The sequence below is a fragment of the Pseudomonas sp. BF-R-24 genome, assembly GCF_019947335.1.
Lineage (GTDB): Bacteria > Pseudomonadota > Gammaproteobacteria > Pseudomonadales > Pseudomonadaceae > Aquipseudomonas > Aquipseudomonas jessenii.
The window spans coordinates 154,188-169,983 of record NZ_JAGYGG010000011.1; the positions used below are offsets into that span (position 1 = coordinate 154,188).

General features: G+C 61.8%; 12 protein-coding genes. 10 read left to right on the forward strand and 2 right to left on the reverse strand.

Annotated elements, in window-relative coordinates:
- The first annotated feature begins 2 nt into the window (after positions 1-2).
- Together KGA98_RS11830 and dapC are read left to right on the forward strand one after the other, a co-directional pair.
- Complete coding sequence (locus tag KGA98_RS11830; protein ID WP_223502391.1) at positions 3-2,705, forward strand: [protein-PII] uridylyltransferase; 2,703 nt, start codon at positions 3-5, stop codon at positions 2,703-2,705.
- A 198-nt stretch (positions 2,706-2,903) separates the two neighbouring features.
- Positions 2,904-4,103 carry a succinyldiaminopimelate transaminase gene (gene dapC, locus KGA98_RS11835; RefSeq protein WP_223502392.1) on the forward strand — a complete coding sequence of 400 codons (1,200 nt, stop codon included), beginning with the start codon at positions 2,904-2,906 and terminating at the stop codon, positions 4,101-4,103.
- 21 nt (positions 4,104-4,124) lie between these two features.
- Here dapC and KGA98_RS11840 read toward each other — a convergent pair whose 3' ends face one another.
- Entirely contained in the window at positions 4,125-5,756 is a 1,632-nt protein-coding gene (locus KGA98_RS11840; protein WP_223502393.1) for a Na+/H+ antiporter, read from the reverse strand.
- A 317-nt stretch (positions 5,757-6,073) separates the two neighbouring features.
- Here KGA98_RS11840 and KGA98_RS11850 point away from each other — a divergent pair, with 317 nt between their 5' ends.
- The 4 genes from KGA98_RS11850 to KGA98_RS11865 all read left to right on the forward strand — a co-directional run bounded on the left by KGA98_RS11850 (position 6,074) and on the right by KGA98_RS11865 (position 9,257).
- Entirely contained in the window at positions 6,074-6,436 is a 363-nt protein-coding gene (locus KGA98_RS11850) for an ArsC family reductase (RefSeq protein WP_008052792.1), read from the forward strand.
- A gap of 32 nt (positions 6,437-6,468) precedes the next feature.
- Positions 6,469-7,503, forward strand: coding sequence for a 2,3,4,5-tetrahydropyridine-2,6-dicarboxylate N-succinyltransferase (dapD, locus tag KGA98_RS11855; RefSeq protein ID WP_102669823.1), 1,035 nt, complete (start codon positions 6,469-6,471; stop codon positions 7,501-7,503).
- A gap of 147 nt (positions 7,504-7,650) precedes the next feature.
- On the forward strand, positions 7,651-8,856 hold the full coding sequence (locus KGA98_RS11860) for an aminotransferase class V-fold PLP-dependent enzyme (RefSeq protein ID WP_223502394.1): 1,206 nt from the start codon (positions 7,651-7,653) through the stop codon (positions 8,854-8,856).
- Positions 8,853-9,257: a SufE family protein gene (locus tag KGA98_RS11865; protein WP_223502395.1), complete on the forward strand. Its 405-nt coding sequence runs from the start codon at positions 8,853-8,855 to the stop codon at positions 9,255-9,257. Before KGA98_RS11860 ends, KGA98_RS11865 begins: the two co-directional genes overlap by 4 nt.
- Positions 9,258-9,374: 117 nt before the next feature.
- On the opposite strand, the gene tcdA is transcribed toward KGA98_RS11865, so the two are convergent.
- The gene (tcdA, locus tag KGA98_RS11870; protein ID WP_154861817.1) at positions 9,375-10,193 is read right to left on the reverse strand and encodes a tRNA cyclic N6-threonylcarbamoyladenosine(37) synthase TcdA; all 819 of its coding nucleotides are present in this window, start codon (positions 10,191-10,193) and stop codon (positions 9,375-9,377) included.
- A gap of 264 nt (positions 10,194-10,457) precedes the next feature.
- Here tcdA and KGA98_RS11875 point away from each other — a divergent pair, with 264 nt between their 5' ends.
- The 4 genes from KGA98_RS11875 (at position 10,458) to KGA98_RS11890 (ending at position 15,710) form a co-directional block, all read left to right on the forward strand.
- A complete protein-coding gene (locus KGA98_RS11875; RefSeq protein ID WP_223502396.1) occupies positions 10,458-13,049 on the forward strand; it encodes a glycosyltransferase in 2,592 nt (863 codons plus the stop codon).
- 241 nt (positions 13,050-13,290) lie between these two features.
- Entirely contained in the window at positions 13,291-14,442 is a 1,152-nt protein-coding gene (dapE, locus tag KGA98_RS11880; RefSeq protein WP_102669819.1) for a succinyl-diaminopimelate desuccinylase, read from the forward strand.
- On the forward strand, positions 14,442-15,251 hold the full coding sequence (locus KGA98_RS11885; RefSeq protein WP_223502397.1) for a putative RNA methyltransferase: 810 nt from the start codon (positions 14,442-14,444) through the stop codon (positions 15,249-15,251). Before dapE ends, KGA98_RS11885 begins: the two co-directional genes overlap by 1 nt.
- 81 nt (positions 15,252-15,332) lie before the next feature.
- A complete protein-coding gene (locus KGA98_RS11890; RefSeq protein ID WP_057716183.1) occupies positions 15,333-15,710 on the forward strand; it encodes a hypothetical protein in 378 nt (125 codons plus the stop codon).
- The last annotated feature ends 86 nt before the right edge of the window (positions 15,711-15,796 follow it).

The window sequence follows — 15,796 nt, forward strand, 5'->3', positions numbered from 1 at the left end:
CGATGCCGCAGGTGGATCCCGAACTCTTCGACCGCGGCCAGTTCCAGGCTGAACTGGCCCTGAAGGCAAGCCCGATCGCGGCCTTCAAGAAGGCGATCCGCCAGGCCCGCGAAGTGCTCGACACGCGTTTTCGCAATGGCCGGGACATTCGCCGGCTGATCGAGGATCGCGCCTGGTTCGTCGATAACATCCTGCAAAAGGCCTGGGAGCAGTTCAGCTGGAGCGAGGACGCCGACATCGCGCTGGTCGCGGTCGGCGGCTACGGCCGTGGTGAATTGCACCCTTATTCCGATATCGACTTGCTGATCCTTCTGGACAGCGCCGACCACGAGGTTTTCCGCGATTCCATCGAGCGTTTTCTGACGCTGTTGTGGGACATCGGCCTGGAGGTCGGTCAGAGCGTTCGCTCGGTCGAAGAATGCGCCGTCGAGGCCCGCGCCGACCTGACGGTCGTCACCAACCTGATGGAAAGCCGCACCATCGCCGGCCCCGAGCGTTTGCGCCAGCGCATGCTGGACGTCACCAGCACCGGGCACATGTGGCCGAGCAAGGACTTCTTCCTGGCCAAGCATGCCGAACAAAAGGCTCGCCACCACAAGTACAACGACACCGAATACAACCTGGAACCCAACGTCAAAGGCTCACCCGGCGGCCTGCGGGATATCCAGACGATTCTGTGGGTGGCCCGTCGCGAGTACGGCACCCTGAACCTGCGGGCACTGGCAGGCGAAGGATTCCTGGTAGAGAGCGAAAACGCCCTGCTCGCCTCCTCCCAGGAGTTCCTGTGGAAGGTTCGCTATGCCCTGCACATGCTGGCCGGCCGCGCCGAAGACCGCCTGCTGTTCGATCACCAGCGCACCATTGCCGGGCTGCTGGGCTTCAAAGGCGACGACGCCAAGCAAGCCATCGAAAACTTCATGCAACAGTATTATCGGGTGGTCATGAGCATCGCCCAACTCAGCGACCTGATCATCCAGCACTTCGAGGAAGTCATCCTCGCACCGGAAGACGAAGCGCCACCGCAGCCGATCAACTCGCGTTTCCAGTTGCATGACGGCTACATCGAGGCACGCAACGACAACGTCTTTCGCCGCACGCCGTTCGCCATGCTCGAAATCTTCGTGCTGATGGCCCAGCAGCCCGAAATCAAGGGCGTGCGCGCCGACACCATTCGCCTGCTGCGGGAACACCGCCACCTGATCGACGACGACTTCCGCAACGATATTCGCAACACCAGCCTGTTTATCGAATTGTTCAAATGCAAGATCGGCATCCACCGCAACCTGCGGCGAATGAACCGTTACGGCATCCTTGGGCGTTATCTGCCCGAATTCGGCTTTATCGTCGGGCAGATGCAACACGACCTGTTCCACATCTATACGGTCGATGCCCATACCCTGAACCTGATCAAACACCTGCGTAAGTTGCAGTACACCCAGGTGTCGGAAAAATTCCCGCTGGCCAGCAAAGTCATGGGCAAGCTGCCCAAGCCCGAGCTGATCTACATGGCCGGCCTGTACCACGACATCGGCAAAGGCCGGCATGGCGATCACTCGGACATCGGTGCCGTGGATGCCGAGGCCTTTTGCCAGCGTCATCAACTGCCCACGTGGGACAGTCGCCTGATCGTGTGGCTGGTGCAAAACCACCTGGTGATGTCGACCACCGCCCAGCGCAAGGACTTGTCCGACCCGCAGGTGATCCACGATTTCGCCCAGATCGTTGGCGACGAAACCCGCCTCGACTACCTGTATGTGCTGACTGTCGCCGACATCAACGCCACCAACCCGACCCTGTGGAACTCCTGGCGCGCCAGCCTGCTGCGCCAGCTCTACACCGAGACCAAGCGCGCCCTGCGCCGTGGCCTGGAGAACCCGGTGGATCGCGAAGAGCAGATCCGCCAGACCCAGAGCGCCGCCCTGGATATCCTGGTGCGCGGCGGCACCGACCCGGACGATGTCGAGCAGTTGTGGGCGCAGTTGGGTGATGACTATTTCCTGCGCCACACCGCCGGCGACGTGGCCTGGCACAGCGACGCGATACTCCAGCAACCGGCCGACGGCGGACCACTGGTGCTGATCAAGGAAACCACCCAGCGCGAGTTCGAAGGTGGCACGCAGATCTTCATCTATGCCCCGGACCAGCACGACTTCTTTGCCGTGACCGTGGCAACGATGGACCAGCTCAACCTGAACATTCACGACGCCCGGGTCATCACCTCCAGCAGCCAGTTCACCCTCGACACCTATATCGTGCTCGACACCGACGGCGACTCGATTGGCGATAATCCGGCGCGGGTCAAACAGATCCGCGAGGGCCTGACCGAAGCCCTGCGCAACCCGGACGACTACCCGACCATCATCCAGCGCCGGGTGCCACGTCAGCTCAAGCATTTCGCCTTTGCACCACAGGTGACGATCCACAACGACGCCCAGCGCCCGGTGACGGTGCTGGAACTCACTGCGCCCGACCGCCCGGGCCTGCTGGCGCGGATTGGCACGATCTTCCTGGAGTTTGATCTGTCGTTGCAGAACGCCAAGATCGCCACCCTCGGCGAACGCGTGGAAGACGTGTTCTTCATCACCGACGCCAACAATCAGCCGTTGTCCGACCCGCTGCTGTGCAGCCGCCTGCAGGATGCGATCGTCGAACAACTGAGCGTCAACCAGGAACCTGATATCAAACTGTCGCGCATCAGCATCTGACTTAACAAATTTCCCCCTGTGGCAACGGACTTCCTGTGGCGAGGGGGCTTGCCCCCGTTGGGTCGCGGAGCGGCCCCAAAACCTGCAAACGCGGCGTATCAGGTACACCGCACACCATGGTTTTACGACTGCTACGCAGCCAAACGGGGGCAAGCCCCCTCGCCACACAAGCCTGCTCCCACATTGAACGAGGCCACCATGAACAACGCTCTGTCCCAGCTCCAGCCCTACCCGTTCGAGAAGCTCCGCGCCCTGCTCGGCAGCGTGACGCCCAATCCGGACAAGCGTCCGATCGCGCTGTCCATCGGCGAGCCGAAACACCGTTCACCAAGCTTTGTCGCCGAGGCCCTGGCCAGCAATCTGGAAAAAATGGCTGTGTACCCGACCACACTCGGTATCCCGGAGCTGCGTGAAGCCATCGCGGCATGGTGCGAGCGTCGCTTCGATGTGCCCAAGGGCTGGATCGACCCGGCGCGCAACGTGCTGCCGGTCAACGGTACCCGCGAAGCGCTGTTCGCCTTCACCCAGACCGTAGTCAACCGTGGCGATGACGCGCTGGTGGTCAGCCCGAACCCCTTCTACCAGATCTACGAAGGCGCGGCGTTCCTCGCCGGGGCCAAGCCGCATTACCTGCCATGCCTGGACGAAAACGGCTTCAACCCGGATTTCGACGCCGTATCGCCGGACATCTGGAAACGCTGCCAGATCCTGTTCCTGTGCTCGCCTGGCAATCCGACCGGCGCCCTGATCCCGGTCGAGACCCTGAAAAAGCTGATTGCCCTGGCCGACGAATACGACTTCGTGATTGCCGCCGATGAGTGCTACAGCGAGCTGTACTTCGACGAACAAACGCCGCCGCCAGGCCTGCTCAGCGCTTGCGCGGAACTGGGTCGCAAGGACTTCAAGCGTTGCGTGGTGTTCCACAGCCTGTCCAAGCGTTCGAACCTGCCAGGCCTGCGCTCGGGCTTTGTGGCCGGTGATGCCGACGTCCTCAAGGGCTTCCTGCTCTATCGCACCTACCATGGCTGTGCGATGCCGGTTCAAACCCAACTGGCCAGCGTTGCCGCGTGGAATGACGAAGTGCATGTGCGCGCCAACCGGGCGCTGTATCGCGAGAAGTTCGATGCGGTGCTGGAAATCCTCAGCCCGGTGCTGGACGTACAGCGTCCGGATGGCAGTTTCTACCTGTGGCCGAATGTCGCCGGTGACGACGCTGCGTTCTGTCGAGACCTGTTCGAGCAGGAGCACGTGACCGTGGTGCCGGGTTCTTACCTGTCGCGGGACGTCGATGGCGTCAATCCAGGGGCCGGGCGTGTGCGCATGGCACTGGTTGCGCCGTTGGCAGAGTGCGTTGAAGCAGCCGAGCGGATTCGCGATTTCATCCAGCGCCGCAAATAACCCCCCCACGGGGGGCAGGTGTTACTTCACCTGACCGAGTTTCGCCTCGCTCAGGTCCAGTTCCCCCAGCACCTCCCGCAACACGTCATCACCAATCTGGTGATGACGACTGAGGCTGTACAACTCCAGGCGCTGCGCCCGCAGCGCCTTCAAGCGCAAGCGCCGCTCCAGCAAGTCCATCTGAAACGCCAGGGCTTGCGCCTCAGCGGAGTCGTTGAACACCTCCAACTGATGTCGGTACTCGGACATGATCCGCGCCTTGAGTTCGACGGCCAGTGCTGACTGGGCGGCGTCCTGTGGATTGACCTCTTCTGTCTCAAGCGCATGAATGGCCGCCTCGGCGGTCTTGCGCCAGGCGTCGCGCACTTCGTTGCGCCGCTTGTCGTCCGGACTGGCTTCGATGCCACGCAACAACAGTGGCAGCGCGATGCAGGCCGCAATCAACGACAGCAGAATCACCCCGGCGGCGATGAAAATCAGCAGATCGCGCTCGGGAAATGCGCTCCCTCCCATGAGCATCGGCACCGACATCACACCCGCCAGCGTCACGGCCCCACGCACGCCGCCCACGGTCAGCAACCAACAGGATCGCGCCGTCGGCACCCGGGTCACTTCACCCTTGCCGCGCAAGCGCCGCAGCAGTACCGACAATCGCCAGATGCTTTGCACCCAGACGAACCGCAAAACCAGCAGCACCAGGAAAATCGCCACCACGTCGAGCCCGCGATACAACAACGTCGGCCATAGCGAAGTTTCGTGACTGGCCACCGCCTTGATGATGTCCGGCAACTGCAAACCCAACAGCAGGAAGATCAAACCGTTGAACGCGAACTCCAGCAGCGACCAGACACTTCGGTTGAGCAAGCGCGTGTTGGTCTGGCGCGGCAACAGGTCGAGCCAGCTCTGCATCATTCCCGCCGCCACCGCCGAGAGGATGCCCGACACTTCCATGCGCTCGGCCAGCACGTAGGCCGCAAACGGCAGCAGCAACATGAACACCACATGCGTCGCCGGATCATCCCAGCCCCGCTCGATCATCCACGCCCGCAGACGGCCGACCAGCCAACTCAAGGCCACCCCGACCGCCAAGCCACCGACAGCGACCAGCACGAACGTCAGGCTGGCATTGGCCAGCGAGAACACACCGGTCACCGCCGCCACCAGGGCAAACTTGAATGTCACCAGGCCCGAGGCGTCGTTCATCAGCGCCTCGCCCTGCAAGATGTGCATCAAGGGCGTCGGCAGTCTATTGCGGGAAATAGCCGACACCGCCACCGCATCCGTCGGTGACAGCACCGCTGCCAGGGCGAACGCCACCGGCAACGGCACACCGGGCAGCAACCAGTGAATGAAATACCCGGCACCGACCACGGTGAACAGCACCAGGCCCACTGCCAGGGTCAGGATCGGGCCGCGCAAGTGCCAGAATTCGCGCTTGGGCATGCGCCAGCCGTCGGAGAACAACAGTGGTGGCAGGAACAGAAACAGGAACAGTTCGGGATCGAGGGCTACATGGAGGCCGAGCGTCGGCCAGGCGAGCAAGGCCCCAGCGGCAATCTGCACCAACGGCAACGGCAGCGGAACCACCCGTCCGATCAGGCGCGAAACGCCAACCAGCATCAACAGGATCAGGACGGTATAAGCGGTTTGCATAAAGCGTGGTTCCCGGACGATCAACAGCGTTGAAGTGCCATATTAGCCGCTTAGACTGTCTACTGACCCTTGCACCAATGTCGCACGCCAGAACTACAACCCCCTGTAGGAGCGAGCTCGCTCGCGATGGTCGTTAACGATCACGCTGTATACCTGACACCCCGCGGCGTTCTCAGGTTCATCGCGAGCGAGCTCGCTCCTACAAAGGTTTTATGCCATGACTCAGAGACAAACCCGACCACAGCCGCCGCGAAACCGTCCGGCCATGGCATAATCCGTCACCTTTTATTTACGGCACCTGCAAAGGGGGCAATTCCTTGACCGTTTCAAGTAAAACGTTGCACCTTTTCGGCATCAAAGCCTGCGACACCATGAAAAAGGCGCGCACCTGGCTCGATGAACACGCTGTCAGCTATGACTTTCATGATTACAAGGCGGTCGGTATCGACCGTGAACACCTGACCCAATGGTGCAACGAGCACGGCTGGGAAGTGGTGTTGAACCGTGCAGGCACGACCTTTCGCAAGCTCGACGACGAACGCAAAGCCGATCTCGACCAGACGAAAGCCATCGAACTGATGCTCGCACAACCCTCGATGATCAAGCGCCCGGTGCTTGATCTCGGTGACCGAACCCTGATTGGCTTCAAGCCAGATATCTACGCGGCCGCGCTCAAGTAAGCAGCCCGTTTCAATTTGCTAGAGGTATCAACATGTCTACTACCCTGTTCAGCCTGGCCTTTGGTGTCGGCACTCAAAACCGTCAAGGCGCATGGCTGGAAGTGTTCTACGCCCAGCCACTGCTCAACCCGCCCGCCGAACTGGTCGCCGCCATTGCGCCGATCCTCGGTTACAGCGAAGGCAACCAGGCCATCACCTTCACCACCGCGCAGGCCGCGCAACTGGCTGAAGCCGTGAAAGGCATCGACGCGGTACAAGGCAAACTGCTGACCCGCCTGGCCGAGAGCCACAAGCCGCTGGTTGCCACCTTGCTGGCCGAAGACGCCCAGCTGTCGTCCACCCCTGAGGCCTACCTCAAGCTGCACCTGCTGAGCCATCGCCTGGTCAAGCCACACGGCCTGAACCTGGCCGGGATCTTCCCGCTGCTGCCGAACGTGGCCTGGACCAGCCAGGGCGCTGTCGACCTGAGCGAACTGGCCGAACTGCAACTCGAAGCCCGCCTGCGCGGCGAACTGCTGGAAGTGTTCTCGGTGGACAAGTTCCCGAAAATGACCGACTACGTGGTTCCGGCCGGCGTGCGTATCGCTGACGCTGCGCGCCTGCGTCTGGGTGCCTACGTGGGCGAAGGCACCACCGTGATGCACGAAGGTTTCATCAACTTCAACGCCGGCACCGAAGGCCCGGGCATGATCGAAGGCCGCGTATCCGCTGGCGTATTCGTCGGCAAGGGTTCGGACCTGGGCGGCGGCTGCTCGACCATGGGCACCCTGTCGGGCGGCGGCAACATCGTGATCAAGGTCGGCGAAGGCTGCCTGATCGGCGCCAACGCCGGTATCGGTATCCCGTTGGGCGACCGCAACACCGTCGAGTCGGGCCTGTACGTGACCGCTGGTACCAAAGTCGCGCTGCTGGACGAGAACAATCAACTGGTCAAAGTGGTCAAGGCCCGTGAACTGGCCGGCCAGCCGGACCTGCTGTTCCGTCGCAATTCGGAGACCGGTGCCGTGGAATGCAAAACCCACAAATCGGCCATCGAGCTGAACGAAGCGCTGCACGCTCACAACTAAGCCACACGACCACCCGCACCGCTGTAGGAGCGAGCTTGCTCGCGATGGACGATTAGACGACACGTGCTGTCTGGTGCACCGCGTTATCGTTGACGTCCATCGCGAGCAAGCTCGCTCCTACAGGGGGCAGGCGTACAGGCGAACAACATGATGATTCTCTCCCCCTGGCGTGCCGATTTTCCGGCCATCGCCGCCCTGCAACGGCAAGACCAGACCTATCTGGACAACGCCGCCACTACGCAAAAACCTCAAGCCCTGCTCGATGCCCTGGCGCACTACTACGCCAACGGCGCGGCCAACGTGCATCGGGCGCAGCATTTGCCCGGCGCCCACGCCACCCAGGCGTTCGAGGACAGCCGCCGCAAAGTCGCGCAATGGCTCAATACTGGCGATTGCGGGCAGATCATATTTACCCACGGCGCGACGTCCGCGCTGAATCTCCTGGCCTATGGCCTGGAACATCTTTTCAATCCGGGCGACGAGATTGTCATCAGCGCCCTGGAGCATCACGCCAACCTGCTGCCCTGGCAGCAACTGGCGCACCGTCGCGACCTGAAACTGGTGATCCTGCCGCTGGATACCGACGGCGTGATCGACCTTGAAGCCGCCGCCGGTTTGATCGGTCCACGCACGCGTCTGTTGGCGGTCAGCCAGTTGTCCAACGTGATTGGCGCATGGCAGCCGCTGCCGCAATTGCTGGCACTGGCCAAGGCGCACAACGCCCTGACCGTGATCGACGGCGCCCAAGGCGTGGTCCATGGTCGCCACGACGTGCAGGCGCTGGGCTGCGATTTCTATGTGTTCTCCAGCCACAAGCTCTACGGCCCCGATGGCCTGGGTGTGCTGTTCGGGCGCAATACAGCACTGCAACAACTGCGTCCCTGGCAGTTCGGTGGTGAAATGGTGCTCGATGCCAATTATCACGACGCACGCTTTCGCCCGGCACCGCTGGGTTTCGAGGCCGGGACGCCGCCGATTGCCAGCGTGATCGGCCTGGGAGCGACCCTGGACTACCTCGCCGGGCTCGATCAGGACGCCGTGTCTGCCCATGAAGCCGCGTTGCATGCCTGTCTGCTCAAGGGCCTGGAGGCGCGCAACGGCATTCGCCTGTTGGGCAAGCCGCAAGTGGCACTGGCCAGTTTCACCGTCGAGGGTGTGCATAACTCCGATCTCGCGCATTTGCTGACCGAACAAGGGATCGCGGTGCGTGCCGGCCACCACTGTGCGATGCCGCTGCTCAAACGCTTCGAACTGGCCGGAGCGATTCGGGTGTCGTTGGCGCTGTACAACGATTCCGAAGACCTGGAGCGGTTCTTTGAAGCCCTGGATCAGGCGCTGGAGCTCTTGCGATGAACCTGCCTGCCGATGCCGTGACGGCACTCGATATCTTTCAGAAAGCGGCAGGCTGGGAACAACGCGCACGCCTGCTGATGCAATGGGGCGAGCGCCTGCCCGCGTTGAGCGACACGCAAATGTGCGACGCCAATCGGGTACACGGCTGTGAAAGCCAGGTGTGGCTGGTGGGCGAGTTGCGCGACGGTCATTGGCAGTTCAGCGCCAACAGTGATGCACGGTTGATTCGCGGGCTGGTGGCGTTGCTGCTGGCGCGGGTCAACGGCTTGTCCGCGGCCGAGTTGCAGCAGGTGGATTTGCCGGACTGGTTCAATCAGCTGGGGTTGGGACGGCAGTTGTCCGAGTCCCGCAGCAATGGCTTGAATGCGGTGCTTCAGCGGATGCGGGAGTTGGCCGGTTAATCGCCTTCGCGAGCAAGCCCGCTCCCACATTGGACTTCGGTCGTACACAAAAACTGTATTCACTGAAGATCAAATGTGGGAGCGGGCTTGCTCGCGAAGAGGCCATCAGCAACAACCTCAGGCCTGCGACTTGACCCGCTCCGCCGGCCGCCGCACACCCGCGACAATCTTGTCCACAGCCTTGGTCGCCGCGACCATGCCAAACGTCGCCGTCACCATCATCACTGCGCCAAACCCGCCGGCACAGTCGAGCTTCACGCCATCACCGACAAAACTCTTCTGCAGGCAAATGCTGCCATCCGGTTTCGGGTAGCGCAGTTGCTCGGTGGAAAACACGCACGGCACGCTGTAGTGGCGGGTCACGGTGCGTGAGAAGCCGTAGTCGCGGCGCAGCGTGGAGCGCACCTTCGACGCCAATGGATCATTGAACGTGCGATTGAGGTCGCAGACCTGGATCAACGTCGGGTCAATCTGCCCGCCCGCGCCGCCGGTGGTGATGATCTGGATCTTGCGCCGCTTGCACCAGGCGATCAGCGCGGCCTTGGCATTGACGCTGTCGATGCAGTCGATCACGCAGTCGATGTTCGGCGTGATGTACTCGGCCATGGTGTCGCGGGTGACGAAGTCAGGCACCGCATGCACCGTGCAATCCGGGTTGATCCCGCGCAGACGCTCGGCCATCACCTCGACCTTGGGCTTGCCCACCGTGCTGTCCAGCGCGTGCAACTGGCGGTTGGCGTTGCTGACGCAGACGTCATCGAGGTCGAACAGCGAAATTTCGCCAACACCACAACGGGCCATGGCTTCCGCCGCCCAGGAACCGACGCCACCGACGCCCACGATCGCCACATGGGCCGCTTTCAGGCGCTCAAGGCCTTCAATGCCATACAAGCGGGCGATGCCAGCAAACCGCGGATCTTCTGTACTCATGACCATTACCCCAAAAACCGGCGCGCATTATAGGGCCGTCGGCGCCCAAGAGCATCATTGCGCTATGAACGGGCAACATCCACGAAAACTACATCGAACAAAGATTCGTCCTACACGCTCTAAAGAAAGAACTTAAACCGACTTGGATTGCCCAATGTCCGGCAATTCCCTGTCCGCTGTACGACCAGAGAATGCCCGGTGTAGGATGCGCGCCCCTTGGCGACCGCCAACCGTTCCTTCGTTCCACAGTCTTTGGAACCCGAAATAACTATGTCATCGCGTAAATTTGGACTCAACCTGGTCGTGGTGCTCGCCATCGCAGCCTTGTTTACCGGCTTCTGGGCGCTGATCAACCGCCCGGTCACCGCCCCCAACTGGCCTGAACAGATCTCCGGCTTCTCGTACTCGCCATTCCAGCAGGGCCAGTTCCCGCAGAAAGACCAGTACCCGACCGACGATCAAATGCGTCGCGACCTGGAGATCATGAGCAAGCTGACGGACAACATCCGCATCTACTCGGTCGATGGCACGCTGCAGAACATCCCGAAACTGGCGGAAGAGTTCGGCTTGCGGGTAACCCTGGGGATCTGGATCAGCCCGGACCTGGAACGCAACGAACGGGAAATCACCCGCGCCATTGAAATCGCCAACTCCTCGCGCAGCGTGGTTCGTGTGGTGGTCGGCAACGAGGCCATTTACCGCAAGGAAATCACCGCCCAGGAACTCAGCGTCATGCTCGATCGCGTGCGTGCCGCCGTGAAAGTGCCGGTGACTACGTCCGAACAGTGGCACGTGTGGGAAGAACACCCGGAACTGGCCAAGCACGTCGACCTGATTGCCGCGCACGTCCTGCCTTACTGGGAATTCGTCCCGATGGACAAGGCCGGGCAGTTCGTCCTCGACCGCGCCCGCGACCTGAAAAAGATGTTCCCGAAAAAACCACTGCTGCTTTCCGAGGTGGGCTGGCCGAGCAACGGCCGCATGCGTGGTGGCGCCGACGCCTCCCCGGCGGACCAGGCGATTTATCTGCGAACCCTGGTCAACAAACTCAATCGCCAGGGCTTCAACTACTTCGTGATCGAAGCGTTTGACCAGCCGTGGAAAGCCAGCGACGAAGGTTCCGTCGGCGCCTACTGGGGCGTGTTCAACGCCGCGCGCCAGCAGAAGTTCAACTTCGAAGGCCCGGTGGTGGCGATTCCGCAATGGCGCGTGTTGGCCATTGGTTCGGTGGTATTGGCGCTGTTGTCGCTGACCCTGCTGATGATCGACGGCTCGGCCCTGCGCCAGCGTGGCCGTACCTTCCTGACCTTCATTGCGTTCCTGTGTGGTTCGGTGCTGGTGTGGATCGGTTACGACTACAGCCAGCAATACAGCACCTGGTTCAGCCTGACGGTGGGCTTTTTGCTCGCCCTCGGTGCGCTCGGGGTGTTTATCGTGCTGCTGACCGAAGCCCATGAACTGGCCGAAGCGGTGTGGGTGCACAAGCGCCGCCGCGAGTTCCTGCCGGTGGAAGGCGACTCCAGCTACCGCCCGAAAGTGTCGATTCACGTGCCCTGTTACAACGAGCCGCCGGAGATGGTCAAACAGACCCTCAACGCCCTGGCCAACCTCGACTATCCGGACTTCGAAGTCCTGATCATCGACAACAACACCAAGGACCCGGCGGTCTGGGAACCGGTGCGCGATTATTGCGAAACCCTCGGCCCGCGCTTCAAGTTCTTCCACGTGGCACCACTGGCCGGCTTCAAGGGCGGTGCGCTGAACTACCTGATCCCGCACACCGCCAAGGACGCCGAAGTGATCGCGGTGATCGACTCCGATTACTGCGTGCACCCGAACTGGCTCAAGCACATGGTGCCGCACTTCGCCGACCCGAAAATCGCCGTGGTGCAGTCGCCGCAGGATTACCGCGACCAGAACGAAAGCACCTTCAAGAAGCTCTGCTACGCGGAATACAAAGGCTTCTTCCACATCGGCATGGTCACCCGCAACGACCGCGACGCGATCATCCAGCACGGCACCATGACCATGACCCGTCGCTCGGTGCTCGAAGAGCTGGGCTGGGCCGACTGGTGCATCTGCGAAGACGCCGAACTGGGCCTGCGGGTATTCGAAAAAGGCCTGTCGGCAGCGTATTACCACACCAGCTACGGCAAGGGCCTGATGCCCGATACCTTCATCGACTTCAAGAAACAGCGTTTCCGCTGGGCCTACGGAGCGATCCAGATCATCAAGCGCCACACCGCCAGCCTGCTGCGCGGCAAGGACACCGAGCTGACCCGTGGCCAGCGCTATCACTTCCTCGCGGGCTGGTTGCCGTGGGTGGCGGACGGCATGAACATATTCTTCACCGTCGGCGCGCTATTGTGGTCGGCGGCGATGATCATCGTGCCGCAACGGGTCGATCCGCCGCTGCTGATCTTCGCAATCCCGCCATTGGCGTTGTTCGTGTTCAAGGTCGCCAAGATCATCTTCCTCTACCGTCGTGCGGTCGGGGTGAATCTGAAGGACGCCTTCTGCGCGGCGCTGGCCGGTCTGGCGTTGTCCCACACCATCGCCAAAGCGGTGCTGTACGGCTTCTTCACCAGCAGCATTCCGTTCTTCCGTACGCCGAAGAATGCCGACAACCACGGCTTCTGGGTGGCGATTTCCGAAGCCCGGGAAGAGATGTTCATCATGCTGCTGTTGTGGGGCGCGGCGCTGGGGATCTTCTTGGTGCAGGGTCTGCCGAGCAACGACATGCGCTTCTGGGTCACCATGCTGCTGGTGCAGTCGCTGCCGTACGTCGCGGCGCTGATCATGGCGTTCCTGTCGTCGCTGCCGAAACCGGCCGCCGAGCCTGAAACGGCACCTGTCGTCTAAATCTGCGCGGATGCACTAAACGGCGGCCAATGGTCGCCGTTTTGCTTTAAGATAAGCGCCATTTTACGGGGCTTGGCGTGATACAGGTCTTACTGACCGCACACAATTCCTGTGGGAGCGGGCTTGCTCGCGAATGCGTTGTAACAGTCGAGGAGTATGTTGACTGACACACTGCATTCGCGAGCAAGCCCGCTCCCACATTAAAAGCCAAAGCCCATATCTAATGATTCCGGAGTTTTCCATGACGGCCCACGCCGACCTTTCGCCGACCCTCCAACTCGCCATCGACCTGATCCGCCGTCCGTCCGTGACGCCGATCGACGCCGATTGCCAGAAGCAGATGATGCAGCGCCTGGGCGATGCCGGTTTCACCCTGGAACCGATGCGCATCGAAGATGTGGATAACTTCTGGGCCACCCACGGCCAGGACGACGGTCCGGTGCTGTGCTTCGCCGGCCACACCGACGTGGTCCCGACCGGCCCGGTGGCGGCCTGGCAGATCGAACCGTTCAACGCGCTGATCGACGAACACGGCATGCTATGCGGCCGTGGCGCCGCCGACATGAAAGGCAGCCTCGCCGCCATGACCGTCGCCTCCGAGCGTTTTGTCACCGACTACCCGAATCACAAGGGCAAAGTCGCCTTCCTGATCACCAGCGACGAAGAAGGCCCGGCGCACCACGGCACCAAGGCCGTGGTCGAACGCCTCGCCGCACGCAAGGAACGTCTGGACTGGTGCATCGTCGGCGAACCGTCGAGCACCACCCTGGTGGGTGACGTGGTCAAGAACGGTCGTCGCGGCTCCCTCGGCGCCAAGCTGACCGTGCGCGGTGTGCAAGGCCACGTGGCCTACCCGCACCTGGCCAAGAACCCGATCCACCTCGCTGCCCCGGCCCTGGCCGAACTGGCTGCCGAGCACTGGGATCACGGTAACGATTTCTTCCCGCCCACCAGTTTCCAGATCTCCAACGTCAACTCCGGCACCGGTGCGACCAACGTGATCCCGGGTGACCTGGTGGCGGTGTTCAACTTCCGTTTCTCCACCGAATCGACGGTCGAAGGCCTGCAAAAGCGCGTCGCCGACATCCTCGACAAGCATGGCCTGGACTGGCACATCGACTGGGCGCTGTCCGGCCTGCCGTTCCTCACCGAACCTGGCGCGCTGCTCGACGCGGTATCGTCGAGCATCAAGGACATCACCGGTCGTGAAACCAAGGCGTCCACCAGCGGTGGTACCTCCGATGGCCGCTTCATCGCAACCATGGGTACCCAGGTTGTTGAGCTGGGCCCGGTCAACGCGACCATCCACCAGGTCAACGAACGCGTGCTGGCAGCCGATCTCGACGTACTGACCGAAATCTACTACCAGACCCTGATCAAGTTGCTCGCCTGATGCTTGCGTGCCCGATCTGCAGTGAGCCGCTCAATGCGGTGGACAACGGCGTGGTCTGCCCCGCCGGGCATCGTTTCGACCGTGCGCGCCAGGGTTACTTGAACCTGTTGCCGGTGCAGCACAAGAACAGCCGTGACCCTGGGGATAACCAGGCAATGGTCGAAGCCCGTCGCGACTTCTTGAACGCCGGGCACTACGCCCCGGTGGCCAAGCGTCTGGCGGAGCTGGCGGCAGGTGTAGCACCACAGCACTGGCTGGACATCGGTTGTGGCGAGGGTTACTACACCGCGCAAATCGCCGAGGCACTGCCAGATGCCGAAGGTTATGCCCTGGACATCTCCCGCGAAGCGGTCAAACGCGCCTGCAAACGCAACCCGCAGCTGACCTGGTTGATCGCCAGCATGGCGCGGGTGCCGTTGGCTTCCGGCAGTTGCCAGTTCCTGGCCAGCGTCTTCAGCCCGCTGGATTGGGAAGAAGCCAAGCGCCTGCTCAGTGTTGGCGGCGGCCTGATGAAAGTCGGGCCGACCAGCGGCCACCTGATGGAACTGCGTGAGCGGCTGTACGACGAAGTCCGTGAATACACTGACGACAAGCACCTGGCCCTGGTGCCGGAAGGCATGGCGCTGGCCCACAGCGAAACCCTGGAATTCAAACTGACGCTGGAAAGCGGTCAGGACCGGGCGAACCTGCTGGCCATGACGCCCCACGGCTGGCGCGCCAGTGCCGAGCGCCGTGCTGCCGTTATCGAGCATGCCGAGCCGTTCGAGGTCACCGTGTCGATGCGCTACGATTATTTCGTACTTCAATAACCTTAATTTTTGGTCTCGGGCAAATGCTCAAGACCGGCTAAATCCGCGAATGGATTTTTCAGACCCGCAGTGAGGACATCCATGCGCCAACCCGATATCGAGATTTACCTGAAAGACGCCGACGTCGACCACAAAGCCATTGCCGCCTGGCTCGGTGCGGCATTGGGTCCGTGCACCGATTGGGTCCAGAAGGGCCAGACCTACAAGTGCAAGGCTGGCAACGTGCCAGTGACCTGGCTGCCAAAAGCCGTCGGCAAATGGAACAGCCTGTATCTGGAAAGCGACCAGACCCCGTGGGACGACGACATCGCCTGCGCCCGCGCCGCGTTTGCCGCGCTCAACGTGGAAGTGCGTTGTGCACCGGGCACCTGGGTCGAGGAAGAAGGCGAAGAGACGGCGGACCGCTGGATCCGCATCAGCGCCGATGGTGAAGAAGAAATCACCTGGAAAACTGCTTAACAACAAGCGGCACCGACCAAATGTGGGAGCGGGCTTGCTCGCGAAAGCGGTACATCAGTCGACATCAGCTTTGACTGACACACCGC